Genomic DNA, 15,528 nt, shown 5'->3' with positions numbered 1-15,528 from the left:
GCCCTGCTGGGGTCGGCAGTCGGCGTAGCGCCATGCCCCGCGCCGCGAAAGGTTGATGCCCGCGCGAAGCACTTTCGGGCTGCAGCGGCACGCTGACACCCCGTGAGGCCCCCCGGTCAGCAGACAGTTTAGCGCTGGTGGCGCGTCTGGCGTTTGAGGAGACATGTCTCCTCTAACGCCTGACGCTATCTTGCCCTGGCTTTGGGCCGTCGCCGGCAACGTCATACTTTTATCATAACTCGCTTATGCCGCGGTCAGTTTCCCCCGCCTACACTCCTCTATGAAATGAACACCTATACTTACCAACTAGAGGAACATGTTATGAAACTGACCCTCGGTCAATCCATTAAAATTATCGCCCTCTCCAGCGTCTGTCTGATGGCAGGCGTCAGCACCGCAGCACAGGCCGAAAACGTAAAAAACATCGTTCTGGTGCACGGCGCGCCTTTGTCGGCGGCGCGGGCTGGCGTCCGGTCTATGACATCCTAACGCAGGACGGTTAAAGGGACGCTGGTTCAGGAACCGCTGACCTCGTTCAAAGAAGATGTCGCCGCCACCCAACGCGTGCTGGCTCAGCAGGACGGCCCGGTGATTCTGGTCGGCCACAGCTACGGCGGCACGATTATCAGTGAAGCAGGTAATGACTCACATGTCGCCGGTTTGGTGTATATCGCCGCCCCCGCGCTGGACGTCGGCGAATCCAGCGGCGGCAACGGCAAAAAATACCCCAACAGCGCGCACCCTTATGTGAAAACGCCTGACGGATATATGATGCTGGCGCCGGCAAATTACTCTGGCGATTTTGCGGCTGACCTGCCCACCAAACAGGCCGTGTTTGAAGCACAGGCGCCGATGCCGACCGCCGCGGCCATTTTCTCCACCACCATTGATAATCCAGCCTGGAAAACCAAACCCAGCTGGTACATAGTTGCGAAAGCGGACAAAATCATTAACCCCGACTTGGAACGGATGTACGCTCAGCGCGCCAAGAGCCATACGGTAGAAGTTGCCGGGGCCAGCCATTCGGTGTATGAATTCCATCCTAAAGATGTTGCGGCATTGATTGAGCAGGCCGCTGCGCATGCGGTGAAATGATCCGGCTGGCTGTTCACCCTCTCCTGATGCGACGGAGTAAATGATGAAAATATTGGTTATTGATGATGAACCTAAAACACGGGAGTACATGCGCAGCGGTTTAACCGAGTCCGCCTATGTCGTCGACGTGGCAGTCAACGGCCGCGAGGGGTTATTTATGGCCGAGGAGTATCATTACGATCTGATTCTGCTCGATGTCATGATGCCGGAGCTGAACGGCTGGGAAGTCATCAAAACGCTGGAACTTGGCGCGGATGATTATCTGGTGAAACCCTTTTCCTTTGCCGAGCTGTTGGCCCGCATTCGAACCGCGCTGCGGCGGGGCATGAACGGAAAACGCGAGGAGCTTCTTACGGTGGCCGACTTGCGGCTGGATATCGCCAAACGGCGCGTAGAGCGGGCAGGCCGGCGGATCGACCTGACCAATAAAGAATTCAACCTGCTGCAATTCTTTATGTCCAACCCGGGACAGGTAATGAGCCGCACCCTGATAGCCTCGCGGGTCTGGGACATGAATTCCGATAGCGATACCAACGTAGTGGATGTGGCCGTACGCCGTTTGCGGCAAAAGGAGGATAAACCCTTTCCTCACCCGCTTATTCATACGGTTCATGATCCTGACGGGGATGGTGCTGTATCAATCGCTAGCGAAACAAATCAGCGTTCATGACGACGCGGCGCTCTTGAATCGGATGAATCAAATCTGCACACTGTTGCTCAACAAGGATGTGCTGGCGCTTATTCGCACCAAACCCCGGCTGTTTGCCAATATGCTAGGCAATACCGAATCCCTGCTGGTGGTGCGCTTTCCCGGCCAGCCGCCGCTGATTGAGGTGAACCCCGGCAAAGCCCGGATATCGGACATCCCCGCGGTGCGCGCCCATCAGCCACTAACCTTGAAAAACGTCCGCCACCAGCTTGCGGCCAATGGCACGCCGTTTATCTCCGCCTCGGCATTAGCGAAAATGCGCAATAACCCCGGCGAAGTGGAAATCATCACCGGCAGGCTCATGACGGAACGAACCAGTACGCTTGCGGGCTACCGTCACGAAATGCTGCTGCTGATAACCATTGCTACCGCCGCCGCTGCGCTGAGCGTTGTTTTTCTGATCCGACGCGGTTTATGCCTCTTGTACCATTTAGCCCAGGAGACGGCCGCCATCGACGTCCGCCATTTGGACTGGCGAATTTAGTTAGCGTATGTGCCGCGAGAGCTGCTGGCGGTGTTTAACCAGATGCTGGATCGGCTGGAAACCAGCTTTCAGCAGCTCAGTCAGGTATCGGCGGATATGGCCCATGACCTGCGAACGCCGATAGCCAATTTGCTGGGGCAAACGGAGGTGGCCCTGACGCAGGACCGCAGTACGCAATACTATACTACGTTGCTGGGATCCAATTTTGAGGAACTGCTGCGCTTATCCCGCATGATAGACAGTATGCTGTTTCTGGCGCAGGCGCAGGCGCAGAACGCCAGCCAGGCGCTGCGTTGTGAGCATCTTAATCTGGCAATGGTACTGCCGCCGCTGGCGGAGTATTTTGAAGGCCCGGCTGAAGAGCGCCGGCTGACGCTCGACTACCCTCTGGAGGTACCCTGTGGGTTGACGGCGATTTGCTGCGGCGCGCGCTTGCCAATTTCCTGGCTAACGCAATCCGCTTCGCCGATAGCGACAGCACCATCCGGGTGCGCATTCAGACGCAGCGCGATGGTGTGATGCTGTCGGTCGAGAACCGCGGCGATACGATAGCCGCCGCATAGCAGGCGCGTATTTTTGACCGCTTTTATTGCGTCGATGCCTCTCGCCACGATTCAGCTACCAGTAGCGGTCTGGGGCTTTCCATCGTGCGCAGCATAATGCAGCTACATCACGGGCATTGCGCGGTAGAAAGCCAGGGTCGTCTGACCCGCTTTTCGCTATTCTTTCCTGATCAGCATCAGGCATAGACTCTGGTCCGGCTCGTCCTGCTACGGTTGTCCTTGGTTTCCTCCACCGGCGTTAACATGCCGTAAGAAGGATGACTTTCTGAAAGGGCGAAGCGATAACCCTCTGCTTTGCATGTCTTTTGCGTTAAAAAAAGACAGTACAATGTTGATAACGATAATAGTTTGTATTATTAGTTATACTAAAGGGAATAGGGCCGTCTTCCGCGCTGGCGGGCAGCCTTAAGCCAGGACAGGTGCTTTGACGCCCTCCCGCCGTTTTATCGCCCGCACAGAGATCGTAAGGCCTCTCATGCGCGACGCCGTTTACGCCAGACCAAGGCTCAATCGCCGCCGGTCCACCCCCCCCCCGCCCCCCCCCCCGTGCACAAACGCACCTTATCTACGCCCGCTGGCCCATGGGCCTTACCCTCTCTGGCGGCGGTGAAAGGCCAGTGCCTGGGGCAACCGTTGCCGTGCGCAGCGGCGCGGCGCCCCCTTTCTTAGGTGCTGTGCAACACACTTGCCGGCCGCCCTTGCCGGGTGTCAAATTTGACGCGGATGGCGACCGGCGATATCGCCACCTTCGGCGCGGCGGCACCCTGCACTCGTCGCCTTAACATGGAGATCATCCTATGATAATTAACCGGGTCCTCACGGTGTTGTCCGGCCAAACCCACCCCGCGCGCCGCGCCGTCAACGCTACGCAGCGTTCTGGCGCGACGAGCGCGTTTTGCGACCCGTGAACGGCTGCGGAACGGTTTATCACGCGTCATACCGGGATTGGCCGCAGAACGCTATCTGGCGCTGGCGCTGCTTGTCGCGCTTTTTACGCTGCTGGCCGAAACGCAGGTGATTAGCATCGGCGGCGATGTCACCGAAATTGCTTTTGCCCTCGGGGCCGGCGGGGAGGTGTAGTGGCGCGGTACAGTATCAGCCTGCAGCCTGCGAAAGAGGTGCTGCGCTTGCCGGACGTCGGCTATCTGCGGCAATTGAACGCTGAGGGGATATTAGCTCTGCGTCCGCCGCTGGTGCTGGTCAGCGAACTGGGCAAACCCTCGCTGGCGCTTAAGCAGGTGGCCGATAGCGGTGTGCAGGTGACACCGTGCCGGGAGAAACGTCGCTAAGCGCCATCGCCCGCAAAATTTAAACCGTCGCCACCGCCCTGGACTGCACGCCCCAGGGCGAGCGTCTGATTGCCCGGTTGCATGATGAGTTGCAAGGGATCCCCGCCGGCACGTTGCCGGTAAAAGTGCTGTTTATTCTTAGCCATAGCGGCACGTCGGCGATGGCCGCCGGTAAAGATACCGCGGCGGACGCCGCAATACGCGCCGCGGGACTGCAAAACGGCATGCAGAGCTTTAGCCGTTATCAACCGCTGTCCTCAGGAGGGATTATTGCCAGCGCGCCGGATATGGTAGTGGTAACCGCCGACGGCGTCAAAACCCTGGGCGGCGAGGAAAAAGTTTGGCAATTGCCGGAACTGGCGATGACCCCGGCGGGCAAACAGCACCGGCTGGTAGTGCTGGATGATATGGCGCTGCTGGGTTTCGGCCTGGATACGCCCGCGGCAATCGTCAAGCTGCGAGCGGCCGCGGCCGGCTTTGGCGCCATGCGGCTTACGCTTGCCGATGTCTGGCGCAGCCCGGGCGATGCTATGCTTTGGCAAATCTGGTTCCATATCCGGCTACCGCGGGTAGCGCTGGCGCTACTGGTGGGCACTGCACTGGCTCTGTCCGGCGCGGTGATGCAGGGATTGTTTCGCAATCTGCTGGCGGATCCCGGGCTGCTGGGTATTAGCAGCGGCGCCGCACTGGCGGTCGGTCTGGCGGTGGTGCTGCCTTGGACGCTGACGCCGATTTTCGCGCTGTACTCATTGATGGCGGCAGCCTTGTCGTCACCCTGGTGATTTTTTCACTCAGCAGTTTCAGCGCCGGTCTGGCGCGGCGGCTGCTCGCCGGTATCGCCATTAATGCCCTATGCGGCGCCGCGACCGGCGTCCTCTCCTGGCTAAGCAACGATCAGCAATTGCGCCAGCTGTCGTTATGGAGTATGGGCAGTCTCGGACAGGCCCAATGGCTGACGGTGGTCGCCGCCGCATCGCCGATAGTGCCCGGGGCGCTGGTGGTGCAGCGCTTGCCTACCGCGCTTAATGTGCTGCAGCTTTGTGAGGAAGAAGCACATTATCTGGGCGTCAATGTCAAAGTTGTCGGCTTCGTGGGTCTGGTGGTGCCGCATCTGGTGCGCATGACGTTGGGCGCTGGGCATCGCTGGCTTCTGCCCGGCACGGCGTTGGCCGGTGCCATTTTGCTGCTGCTGGCGGATACGGTAGCGCGCACGGCCGTGGCGCCGGCGGAAATGCCGGTGGGGCTTTTGACCAGTCTGCTGGGCGGCCCGTGGTTTTTGTGGCTTATCCTGCTGCGCAGACGGGAGGCGGCCGGTGTCTAACGCCTTATTGCACGCCGACAATCTCCACTATCGCGCCGGCGGCCGCACGCTGATTGAAGGCGTCTCGCTGACGTTGGCGCCTGGGGAAATGGTGGCGCTGATTAGCCCCAATGGCGCCGGTAAATCGACGCTTTTGCGGCTGTTGAGCGGCTATCTCGATCCTCTACAGGGGCAGTGCCGGCTGCAAGGACGGGAGGAGCTGGCCGCCTGGCCTGCCGCCCGCCGTCGCACGCGACGGCGGGCGATAATGGCCCAACAAGGCAGCGTGGCATTTCCGTTCCGGGTCAGCAAAGTGGTGGCGATGGCGCGCTCGCCCTGGTCCGGCACGCCGGCAACCACCTTACTTGCCGAGGTTATGACGTTGACCGGCTGCGAAATGCTGGCGTCGCGCGAGTTTCGCCGTCTGTCCCGGCGGCGCGCAGCAGCGGGTTCGGCTGGCAATGGCGCTGGCGCAGCTTTGGCGTCAGGACGGCCCGGAGGGCTGGCTGTTTCTGGTCAGCGCTGGATCTCTATCATCAGCAGGCGCTGTTGCGCCTGCTGTATCAACTCACCCGCGCGGGCAAGCTGGCCGTGTGCTGCGTATTGCATGATGTGAATCTGGCGGCGCTGTGGGCCGATCGGATACTGCTATTGCAGCAAGGGCGGCTTGCTGCCAGCGGGACGCCGGCAGAGGTGTGTTAACTGAAGCGCAGTTGCGCGCTTGCTATCAGCCCGACCTCCGGGTACAGACCCAGCAAGAGAACGGTGTGCCGCAGATTTACCTGCGGCGCTGACGCGTTCTTAGAGCATTCAGCCTGCCACCAGTTACACCGTCGAGGGGGAAAGGCACGGTAGCGGCGTATCACGCCTGTTGCGGATAATCGGCGCCGAGACTGACATCGCGCAAGGCCTCCATTTCATCCAGTCGCTCGCGTAATTTGCCGGTCACCGTCTCGAAACCCCAGGCGCCAAGCAGCAGATGGCGCGGCGGTCGCGCATTGAATTGAGGGTAATATCCAGCATGGCGTCAGCGGCGCGCACCGGATCGCCGGCCTGCTTACCGCTGTTGGCGGCGGTGGTTTTCATCCGCACCGCGGCGGTTGTGGCGTAACCCGCCAGGGCGCTTGGCGTTTAGCGTAACGATCGCCCGGCCCAGTCGGTACGAAACGGCCCCGACTCAACGCAGGTCACCTTGATACCCAACGGCGCAACTTCCGCCCATAGCGCATTGGACCAGCCTTCGACGGCATGTTTGCTGGCCGCGTGATAGCTGGAACTGGGGAAACCCACCAGCTCCGCCACCGAGGTAATATTGATCACATGCCCCTGACGCTGCGCGCGCATCAGCGGCAGCACCTCGCCGGTCAAGGCGAACAGGCCGAACACATTGGTATCGAATTGGGCGCGGATCTCCTCCTTGACGCCTTCCTCGACGGCGCTTTGATAGCCATAACCGGCATTACTTACCAGGACATCAATAGCGCCAAATTTGTCGACCGCCGCTTTGACCGCGTCGGCTATCGCTGCGTCATTGGTCACGTCCGGCGCCAGCGCCAGCGCGTGATCGGGCGCCTCCTGTGTCAACGCCTTGACCTGTTGCACATCGCGAGCGGTGATAACCGCCTGCCAGCTGCGGGACAGTACGCGCTGCGCTAGCTCCCGGCCAAACCCTGTCGAGCAGCCGGTAATAAACCGTACGGGGATTTTTTCTGCGGACATAATGTTTTCCTGTTGTTTTGGCCATAAACGCTGGCGAACCGTGTAACCGATCCGCGCCAGATCAGGAACGCAGGTCGCGCGCGAGTTGTTCCACCCGGCGCAGTGCCGATGCGATCTGCTCTTCGGTCACGCCGGGCAGTGCCAGCCGAAACGTTTCTTGCTCGCTGGCGGCATAATAATGCGCCAGTAGCCTAACGGCCTCTTCGGCGGGCCTAGTGATGCCCAGCATGGCAAAATCATAAAGAAACCATTGTGGCGATAAAATGGCAGCGGCCGCACGACCTCCTGTTCATCGCCGGTAGCGACCAGCTGTACCAAGAATGCCGTAAGCGACTTTCATGCCGTGCAGCACCGGATGGGTTTCTGACAGATGGCTCATGGCGTTATGGATGGCATGCGCACCGGTTATGAGGTCCGACTCCCCTGCACAACCGCCCACCATGCCTGCTACGGCAATGATCGCTTCCTCCACGCGCTGAAATGCCGGCGCATCGCGCAATAAGACGTTTCGACATTTGCGCGCTGCCGTCAGCCCCATACGCACCATGACCGGCAGCGTTTCCGCCGGCGCATGGCGAGTGATGGCTTCCGCTTCATACCACTTCGCCAGCGTATCGCTGATGCCGCCGAGAAAATAATCACGCGGCGATGTGATTAGCAGCGTCAAATCAACCAGGGTCAGATAGGCGGATCGGTGATAGTAATCCACCGAGCGGAACGCATGATCCGGCCAATACACCGTTAATTAGGACATCTGCGCCAGCCGGCGCATGTCTTCGCAACTGGCGCTACCGTCGTAAAGCAACGTCGGCAGCGCCAGTGTTTCCGGCATGCCTCGCTGAAACGCAGCAAGCGCCTTCTCACCGGCGATAATGCAAGGTTATTGAAAATGCCGTAACTTTGCTGCCAAAAAACGCAATGCGCCGGCCTGACAAAGAAAGATATTGACCAGGTCCGCTTCTCACTACCTGACTTAGTCGCATGTCATTGCCTTACGCAGGGGCGTTAAATTGACAGTGTAGCACCGGTTAGATCAGCGGTTAAACGGTTATCCCTGTAGTGCGGGCTTTTCTGGCGCACCGCCGGGGCTTATCGGCCCGACGGTGCGCGGCGTTAGAAGGTGATGCCGGCTCTGGCCCATAAGGTACGGCCGGGCTCCATCAGCGGCGCATCGGCGGCGTAGCCGAAACCGCGGTTGCCCACCAGATTAAGATGTTCGCTATAGCCCCGGTTCAACAGATTATCCACCCCGGCGCTTAATTTTATCGTGGTGGCGGCCTGCCAGGCCACATTAGCTGACAATACGCCAAAACCTGTGCTGCGGTCAAAGTCTTTACCCACTACATTTCCCTCGTTCAGCGTAACCCGCTGCTGGGCCGCCACCAGCCGCCACAACCCCGTGGCGCTCCAGTCGCCCTGTTCCCAGCTCAGCGCCAGCCGGCCTTCAAGCGGCGGGATCTGAGGCAGCGGCCGCCGGTGCGTATCCCGATTTTCCCCGAACGCCCAAGCCAGACTGCTTTCTAACCGCCAATGGTCGTTGAAGCGGTAGGCGAGCCCCGTCTCGCCGCCGTGAATGCGGGCGTCGATATTATCCGCGCGGCTGATGTTTTCGGGCGGAATACCGTAACGGAACAAGATAAAGTCTCGCACCTGCCCAACATAGGCCGATACCCAGGCATCCAGGGGCGCGAATTGCAGATGCGCGCCAAGATCGATCTGGGCGGTTTTCTCACGCTTGAGCCGGTAAAAGGCATCCTGCCCGGCACGGCGACCGGAGGAGAGCGTAATAAGTTCCCAATAATCCGGAAAGCGCTCACTCAGTCCCGCACCGACGTAGGCCATCAGCGGCAGCGTCTCGGCCTGGTGCTCCAGGCGAACAAAGGCGGTGGGATACACTTCGCTGCGGCGCTCTGTTCTGCGCGCGCAGTTATACTGCGCCGCGGTATGCTCAAGCCGCATACCGCTTATCAGCGTCTGCGCCGGTTTGAATCGCCAACTGACCTCCGCGAATACCCCACTATCCTGAAATTGGGCATCCTGCTGCCATTGGCCGCCACTCTTTCTCCGATGCCGATTGACCTGAATATCCGCCCCGCTCTGTAGCTGTACCTCTTGCCATTGCCAGGTGCTGATGCCGCGCCCCCCCAGCGTCAGGCGATCGACGTTGCTGCGACAGGGGGTCCAATTTCCGGGCACGGCGCTGGCCTGGCACGCCAAACGCCGTGCGATCCGGCGGGCGTGATTGTCCATAACGTGATCGGTATAATGGTACCAGCCTTGCATCTCGACGCTTTCCAGCATTTCGCCCAGCGCGCGCTGCTCGAAGCGCATGCCGAGGCTTTCCCGTGCAAAACGGGTGCCGTCCATACCACGCCCGGCGTAGCGGGCCTTGCCGTCTCCGCGCCCCACCGTCAGCTCCATGACGGCATCGGGCGTCGGGGTAAAGCCGACCGCCACATCGCTATTCCGTTTATGCCAGCCAGAATGGACCCGCTGACCCGCGCCATCTTGATAATCCCCGGCGCGGGAGACATTGCCCAGCAGGCGCAGATAACCAAACGGGTTGCCGAAAGCGCCATCAACATTCTGGTCCAGCCGCCCGCTTGAGCCGGCAAGCGTACTGGCATGCAGCGTTATTCCCGGTGCGTCGAAGCGCGGTCTCACCCTTTCAAACCGTAAGGTCCCGGCGGAGGCCCCCGGTCCCCAGAGAACAGTCTGGGGGCCTTTCGTCAACGACACGAGGTCAAAACTTTCCGGGGGAATATAGGCGCTGGGAGAGTCCATGCGCGAAGAGCAGGCGCCGAGCATCTCGCCGCCATCTACCAGTATGCGCAACCGGGAACCGAACGTCCCCCGAAAAACCGGATCCCCGTTAGTGCCGCCGTTACGGACCACGGCAAAACCGGGGATGGTTTTGAGGTAATCGGCGCCGTCGCTGGCGGGCACGGGCTGGCGTGGTATTTTGGGCGCCATTATCGCCATGAGCGGAGACGCCTTGGGCGCGGTAACAGTAATAACATCCTGTTCGCGGACGTTGGCCGGCGCAGTCGTCACGGCACCGGCGGTAGGCGGCAACGCCTGGGCGGACCGAGGATCGCTCCCGGCAGGGGAGATTTCCGGTGCGCGCGCACCGGGGGACATACTGTAGGCCAATAACGCCAGCAGCGACATTGCGCGCGGCGCCAGGATGGCGCGCGATCGCGCCTGTAGGTCAACGTACATTTCTTTTCTTCCCTTATGCAGAAAACCGGCTTCCTGGCCATGACCCTCTGGCGCACGCCTTAGCGAGCGACAGCTGTTCCCTCACGTAAACCGGGTTTGTGTGCGGTTGCGCGGACGTCATTAAGTGGACTAGTGCCGGATGGATGTTGGTCCGTCCCGGCTGATGAAATTGTAACTGAATGCAACAAAGACGTGTGGCAATTTTCTTAAGGGAAGCGCACTGCCGTTATTCTATTTAGCGATGGTATACGGAATAGCATTATAATTATTAATTTATTTAAAAGCTAGCTAAATAATAATTAGCGTTATTATCCTGCACTTTACATTCTCGCCACAAATGAAGCCCACGCGGCTAGCAGACGGATTGGGCCGGCGGTGTCATAGTGTCGCTACACTGATACCGCACCCCCGGCGCAATAGCAATCCCGCACCCGAGATAGCCAAAGAGGCATCTGATACCCCATGGACTGTCAATTCAAATCAGCCGCGAGTGCCCTTTCTTAGCAACCTCAGCAGGACTACCAACTAGAGTTTGCCCCGCGCATCAGGTGAGACGCCCCCCTGCGGCACACCCTGACGGCATGCTTTATCTGCTTCGTCCCGCCATGTCGGGGGCCGCGCCCGCAGAGCCGGCCACGCCCGCCGCATTCCATAATGATGACGGTCATACTAACGCCTATAAGCTTCGGCGACGTGTTTCTGTGAACCGGGGGGCATTCACGCGCCTGGGTATAGGGATGCTCAAGCTATTTCTTTCGGGCCAGCGGAATTAGAGCAAAACGAGATGGCCCGGGCGGATATAAGCATTTCTGATACCCGCATGATATCGTTTATATTGCCCAGGCAGCATGGCATCCGTTATTTACCTGATTGAGTAACCTTATAGCACCTGAAATAGTGTTGTCATGCATTTTTGCCGTCAATTTGTCTATGTACTGCTAAAATTATGGTTAAATCGCCTCGTTATTTCGCAGGCTGAAGGATTACTCTCTTTTTTTGTCGCTTGTGAGGCCCCGGTTTTGGTCAATTAAGGTGTTCTATGTTATTTTTTCTAATTTTTTTAAATTTTAAAATAAAAAGCCTCTTTTTGAGAATTAATAAGGATATAATCCTGAAAATATGATAGTTATCCAATTTGCGGCCTTCGTAACGCGAGAATTCTGTTCACGGTATTATGCGCAGAAAAGGCAAAGTCTTATTTTTAATAGGTACATCTATTCACAGAAACGTCTAGTATAAATATTGACCAGCGGCTGGTCAATATGGAGTAGCCAATGAAGTATATTATCAATTCAACCCTGGCGTTTGATACTACCGAATACCCTCTTACGCTGGTGGATGATGCTGATACATCAGTGAAACTGTCCAATTCCGCGGGTAGGGTAATTGGAGGAGCTTATTCAGTATCGCGGGACAGGTCACCTGGGAGCACGTTTTCGCCAGGGTATTGAGCGCCTACGGGATACAATTCTCCAACGGTAATTTAAATTAACAGGTTAGTTTAATACGTAAAAGATTAACCTCATTAGGCTTGGACGCTTCGGCGATAATCACCATCCAAAAACGCGGTCCAAAATTAAATGATCAGTTGGTGATAGGCACGCTGGAAGAGGATATCTTTCGGGCCACATGCATTCCTACGGTTAACATTCCCGATGGAATTAGCACCGCCCGTCATGCTTGGCAGCGGGCGAAAAAATATCAATGGCGCGCTGACCTTGTCAATGGTGATTGTCACGCTGCTGGTAGTTATCATGGTGTATATTTATTATGAAGATGATGACAACCAGAAATTATACTTCTTCAGTTAGATCAACTCATGTAAAGTCTATACTTTTCATCCTATTCCCAGTTTGGAAAAAGAGGACTACCGTTTGCGGATCGTCGAAGCTATGAAAGGGAATATCGAAAAATACAAAAACAACTATATCGTCATTTTTTCTAAAACGCTCATTTCTGACCCGCTTATCCAGGATAATATCAATGTCCGCACTTTCATGGCCAAGTGCCGCAAAGACGAGGACGACTACATTTCCAATTGTTTGGATTTCTTTTTTTATAATTGGAGCGAGACATAAAAAAGTTCATTGTTATTGTGGTGATGTGCTTTATCGCGGGTTTTCTTTTTTATCTGCATCAGCATAAGCAGTCGCTATCAGGTTTCAACTGTTCCGGACTGATGGTGATGAAGGCTAATACCTTCCCCGGCACCTACAGCTATGTGGTGGATGTTCGCATGTATTTTACCAACGCCGCCGCATGCGCGTGGAAGAAGGGTTACGCTACGCCCAGCGCGAGCTGCGCAAGTTGAAGCAATCACTGGAACATTTAGCGCGCCGTGACGGCCTCACCGGCCTGTATAATCGCCGCCATTTCGATTTGGCCCTCACCGATGAGTTCAACCGTGCGGTGGTTAGCCAGGATTCACTAGGTATCATCTTGCTGGACATCGACTTTTTCAAGCAATATAACGATCCCTACGGCCACGTCGCCGCCGATAATTGCCTGAAACACATTGGCGAAGAGCTGAAAGCCCTTCCATTGCGACACCGGGATCGGGTGGCGCACTACGGTAGCGAGGAGTTCATTATTCTGCTGCCGCAAACTGATGCGGCGGGCGCGCGGGAAGTTGCATAGCGGGTGTATGACGCGATAACCGGCCTGGCGATTGCGCATCAGGCAAGTCCTACCGGTACCCTTACGCCAAGTATATCGGCGTCTATGTGGGGCAGCCGGCAACCCGTGACGACTCCCCGTCGAGGATGCTCAGACGGGCCGATACTGCGCTCTATCAGCCCAAGGGCGAGGGACGCAACCGCATTTGCATCGCCTGATGAAGAGCGCCGCCCCTGTTCTCTCCCGCTCAGGGTTTGAGGATCACCTTGGTCCAGCCCGGGTTGCGGTCGCCAAAATGTTGGTACGCCGCGGGCGCTTCACTCACTTTCAGCCGGTAGGAGATGATCGCCGCGGGATGGGCTTTGCCTTGGTGGATAAGACAGCGCCAATGGCCGGTTATAGGCCTTGACGTTTGCCTGCCCGGTGCGTATCTGCTGGCCTTTAAACCAGAAATTGCCAAAATCGAACGGCATTTTTCCGGCGTGCGCCAGCTCGGTAGGTCCACCGGATCCTGCGGCACAAAGACGCCCACCGCCCCAATGCCGCCGGGGGCGCGGGTAGCGGCAACCAAACTGTTCATGGTCGCGGCGTTATCTTCATGCCCATGTGTATTGAAGCACTGATAACCAACGCGTTCACACCCACACAATCGGTCCCCCGGCCGTCGGTCAAATCGAGGATCTTTTGCACGGCGGCTTCACCCACCGCATTCACGGTTGTAGCGCCGAGCTTTTCGGCCAGCGCTAACCTGTCAGGATGTGTATCCACCACCAGCACTTGAGATGCGCCCTTAATGACTGCCGCATGTGCCGCCATCAACCCGACGGGACCGGTGCCATAGATAGCCACGCTATCGCCGGGTCGCGAACCCGCCAGTTCGGTGGCATGCCACCCGGTCGGGAAGATGTCGGATAGCATAACATAGTCATCTTCTTTCTCCGTGGCGTTCTCCGGCAGCATGAGACAATTGGAATCCGCATAGGGAACGCGAAGTGATTCCGCCTGACCGCTATCCCACGGTCCCATCTCGGCAAAGCCATAGCCCGCGCCCGCTGCGCCAGGGTTTGCGGTCAGACAAAACACCGTCAGCCCTCGTTCGCAATTCTCGCAAAAACCACAACCGATATTAAACGGTAAACAGACATAATCCCCGATTTTTACCCGTTCTACCGCGCTGCTAATTTCCACCACCCGGCCCAGATTTTCGTGGCCGAAAGTCCGGCCTGGCTCAAAGCTGGTTCTTCCTTCGTACATATGTAAATCAGAGCCGCATATATTCGTTGTGGTAATGTTAACCAACACGTCGGTCGGTTTGACGATCCTCGCATCCGGTAGCGTTTTCACTTCAACTGTAGTGATCAACTAAAACTGGCCACCGCGTTAGCGTTTTTCCAGTATCTATTTTTTGATTCGTTTGGTGGCAACCCACCGTTATATTCATGCGGCCTGAGTGCGCTGTAATATCCCACGATATAGTCGGTAATTTCATGAGCTGTTTTACTGAAGCTTATGTAGCCCGTTACCGGTATCCACTCGTTTTTCAGACTTCTGAAGAAGCGCTCCATCGGACTGTTATCCCAACAGTTACCCCGCTGACTCGTGCTTTGTTTGATCTGGTAACGCCATAGCAACTGTCGGAACTGCCTGCTCGTATAGTGGCTACCCTGATCGCTGTGGAACATCACTCCGGCTGGTTTACCACGCGTTTCTCATGCCATTTCCAGTGCTTTGATAGTCAGTCTGCTGTCCGGGGAGAACGACATAGCCTAGCCCACCGGTTTCCTCGCGAACAGATCAAGAACAACCGCAAGGTATGCCCAGCGTTTCCCGGTCCAGATGTACGTCACCTCGCCGCATCATACCTGGTTTGGCTCCGTTACAGTGAACTGGCGCTCAAGATAATTCGGGATCGCAACATGCTCCTGACCGCCGCGCTTATACCTGTGCGTCGGCTGCTGATAACTGACCAGCCCCAGCTCTTTCATGAGCCTGCCTGCGAGCCAGCGCCCCGTCCTGAAGCCTCTCTGGGTTGCCATGGTGGCGATACTTCTCGCGCCAGCGGCACCATGGCTGATACTGTGCAGTTCATGAACCTGACTGCGCAATACCGTTCGCCTGCCGTCTGGCCTGTCAGGACGACTTTTCCAGTATTTGTAACTGCTGCGATGAACCCTGAACACGTGGCAGAGTGTGGCGACAGGATAATGCGCTCTGAGTTTCCCGATTAACAAGAACTGTTCAGGGAGTCTGACATCAAGAGCGCTGTAGCCTTTTTTAATATTTCGTTTTCCATTTCGATGCGTTGTACCTTCTTCTTAAGCTCACGTATTTTGATTTGTTCCGGGGTTACGGGAGAGGCTTTTGGCGTTTTCCCCTGTCGCTCATCACGCAGTTGTTTTACCCATTTCGTCATCGTAGAAAGGCCGACGTCCATGGCTTTTGCTGCTGGCGCGGCGGTGTAATTTTGGTCGACAACCAGTTGAGCGGATTTGCGTTTGAATTCAGGACTAAAATTTTTTCTTTTCATTGGT

General features: G+C 57.2%; 11 protein-coding genes and 7 pseudogenes. 11 read left to right on the top strand and 7 right to left on the bottom strand.

The genetic code is table 11. The features are described 5' to 3' along the window. The first annotated feature begins 378 nt into the window (after positions 1 to 378). The 8 genes and pseudogenes from ACTBDU_RS04625 (at position 379) to ACTBDU_RS04590 (ending at position 6,234) form a co-directional block, all read left to right on the top strand. Positions 379 to 1,095 (top strand): annotated as a pseudogene (locus tag ACTBDU_RS04625) (alpha/beta hydrolase). Between the two features lie 43 nt (positions 1,096 to 1,138). Further along, positions 1,139 to 1,765: a winged helix-turn-helix domain-containing protein gene (locus tag ACTBDU_RS04620; RefSeq protein WP_438805696.1), complete on the top strand. Its 627-nt coding sequence runs from the start codon at positions 1,139 to 1,141 to the stop codon at positions 1,763 to 1,765. Then, positions 1,722 to 2,288: a hypothetical protein gene (locus ACTBDU_RS04615; RefSeq protein WP_438805695.1), complete on the top strand. Its 567-nt coding sequence runs from the start codon at positions 1,722 to 1,724 to the stop codon at positions 2,286 to 2,288. Before ACTBDU_RS04620 ends, ACTBDU_RS04615 begins: the two co-directional genes overlap by 44 nt. 30 nt (positions 2,289 to 2,318) lie before the next feature. Then, complete coding sequence (locus ACTBDU_RS04610; protein WP_438805694.1) at positions 2,319 to 2,807, top strand: histidine kinase dimerization/phospho-acceptor domain-containing protein; 489 nt, start codon at positions 2,319 to 2,321, stop codon at positions 2,805 to 2,807. Continuing rightward, a pseudogene (locus tag ACTBDU_RS04605) lies at positions 2,705 to 3,037 on the top strand (ATP-binding protein). The gene ACTBDU_RS04610 and the pseudogene ACTBDU_RS04605 overlap by 103 nt, the downstream one beginning before the upstream one ends. A 759-nt stretch (positions 3,038 to 3,796) precedes the next feature. Then, positions 3,797 to 4,601: pseudogene (locus tag ACTBDU_RS04600) on the top strand (heme/hemin ABC transporter substrate-binding protein); the annotation flags it as partial. Further along, positions 4,587 to 5,461: pseudogene (locus ACTBDU_RS04595) on the top strand (FecCD family ABC transporter permease). The pseudogenes ACTBDU_RS04600 and ACTBDU_RS04595, both read left to right, overlap by 15 nt. Continuing rightward, positions 5,454 to 6,234, top strand: a pseudogene (locus tag ACTBDU_RS04590) (heme ABC transporter ATP-binding protein). Before ACTBDU_RS04595 ends, ACTBDU_RS04590 begins: the two co-directional pseudogenes overlap by 8 nt. Before the next feature lie 68 nt (positions 6,235 to 6,302). Here ACTBDU_RS04590 and ACTBDU_RS04585 read toward each other — a convergent pair. The 4 genes and pseudogenes from ACTBDU_RS04585 to ACTBDU_RS04570 all read right to left on the bottom strand — a co-directional run bounded on the left by ACTBDU_RS04585 (position 6,303) and on the right by ACTBDU_RS04570 (position 10,381). Then, positions 6,303 to 7,159 (bottom strand): annotated as a pseudogene (locus ACTBDU_RS04585) (oxidoreductase). Positions 7,160 to 7,220: 61 nt separating this feature from the next. Beyond that, positions 7,221 to 7,388, bottom strand: coding sequence for a hypothetical protein (locus tag ACTBDU_RS04580; protein ID WP_438805693.1), 168 nt, complete (start codon positions 7,386 to 7,388; stop codon positions 7,221 to 7,223). A 60-nt stretch (positions 7,389 to 7,448) separates the two neighbouring features. Beyond that, the gene (locus ACTBDU_RS04575) at positions 7,449 to 7,898 is read right to left on the bottom strand and encodes a hypothetical protein (RefSeq protein ID WP_438805692.1); all 450 of its coding nucleotides are present in this window, start codon (positions 7,896 to 7,898) and stop codon (positions 7,449 to 7,451) included. Positions 7,899 to 8,272: 374 nt separating this feature from the next. Then, complete coding sequence (locus ACTBDU_RS04570) at positions 8,273 to 10,381, bottom strand: TonB-dependent copper receptor (RefSeq protein WP_438805691.1); 2,109 nt, start codon at positions 10,379 to 10,381, stop codon at positions 8,273 to 8,275. A 1,676-nt stretch (positions 10,382 to 12,057) separates the two neighbouring features. Between ACTBDU_RS04570 and ACTBDU_RS04565 the strand changes: the two genes are divergently transcribed. The 3 genes from ACTBDU_RS04565 to ACTBDU_RS04555 all read left to right on the top strand — a co-directional run bounded on the left by ACTBDU_RS04565 (position 12,058) and on the right by ACTBDU_RS04555 (position 13,018). Beyond that, the gene (locus ACTBDU_RS04565) at positions 12,058 to 12,192 is read left to right on the top strand and encodes a hypothetical protein (protein WP_438805690.1); all 135 of its coding nucleotides are present in this window, start codon (positions 12,058 to 12,060) and stop codon (positions 12,190 to 12,192) included. Positions 12,193 to 12,255: 63 nt separating this feature from the next. Continuing rightward, positions 12,256 to 12,459 carry a hypothetical protein gene (locus tag ACTBDU_RS04560; RefSeq protein ID WP_438805689.1) on the top strand — a complete coding sequence of 68 codons (204 nt, stop codon included), beginning with the start codon at positions 12,256 to 12,258 and terminating at the stop codon, positions 12,457 to 12,459. A gap of 181 nt (positions 12,460 to 12,640) precedes the next feature. Then, positions 12,641 to 13,018 carry a GGDEF domain-containing protein gene (locus ACTBDU_RS04555; RefSeq protein ID WP_438805688.1) on the top strand — a complete coding sequence of 126 codons (378 nt, stop codon included), beginning with the start codon at positions 12,641 to 12,643 and terminating at the stop codon, positions 13,016 to 13,018. Between the two features lie 226 nt (positions 13,019 to 13,244). On the opposite strand, the gene ACTBDU_RS04550 is transcribed toward ACTBDU_RS04555, so the two are convergent. The 3 genes and pseudogenes from ACTBDU_RS04550 to ACTBDU_RS04540 all read right to left on the bottom strand — a co-directional run bounded on the left by ACTBDU_RS04550 (position 13,245) and on the right by ACTBDU_RS04540 (position 15,524). Further along, positions 13,245 to 13,577: a hypothetical protein gene (locus ACTBDU_RS04550; protein WP_438805687.1), complete on the bottom strand. Its 333-nt coding sequence runs from the start codon at positions 13,575 to 13,577 to the stop codon at positions 13,245 to 13,247. Further along, positions 13,574 to 14,341, bottom strand: a complete 768-nt coding sequence (locus ACTBDU_RS04545) for an alcohol dehydrogenase catalytic domain-containing protein (RefSeq protein ID WP_438805686.1) — start codon at positions 14,339 to 14,341, stop codon at positions 13,574 to 13,576. The genes ACTBDU_RS04550 and ACTBDU_RS04545 overlap by 4 nt, the downstream gene beginning before the upstream one ends. 14 nt (positions 14,342 to 14,355) lie before the next feature. Continuing rightward, a pseudogene (locus tag ACTBDU_RS04540) lies at positions 14,356 to 15,524 on the bottom strand (IS3 family transposase). Positions 15,525 to 15,528: the final 4 nt, after the last annotated feature.

Origin of the sequence: Sodalis sp. (in: enterobacteria) (assembly GCF_051710625.1) — a bacterium.
In the GTDB taxonomy this organism is placed as follows: domain Bacteria; phylum Pseudomonadota; class Gammaproteobacteria; order Enterobacterales; family Enterobacteriaceae; genus JBPESN01.
This window is presented reverse-complemented; position numbering and strand designations above follow the sequence as displayed.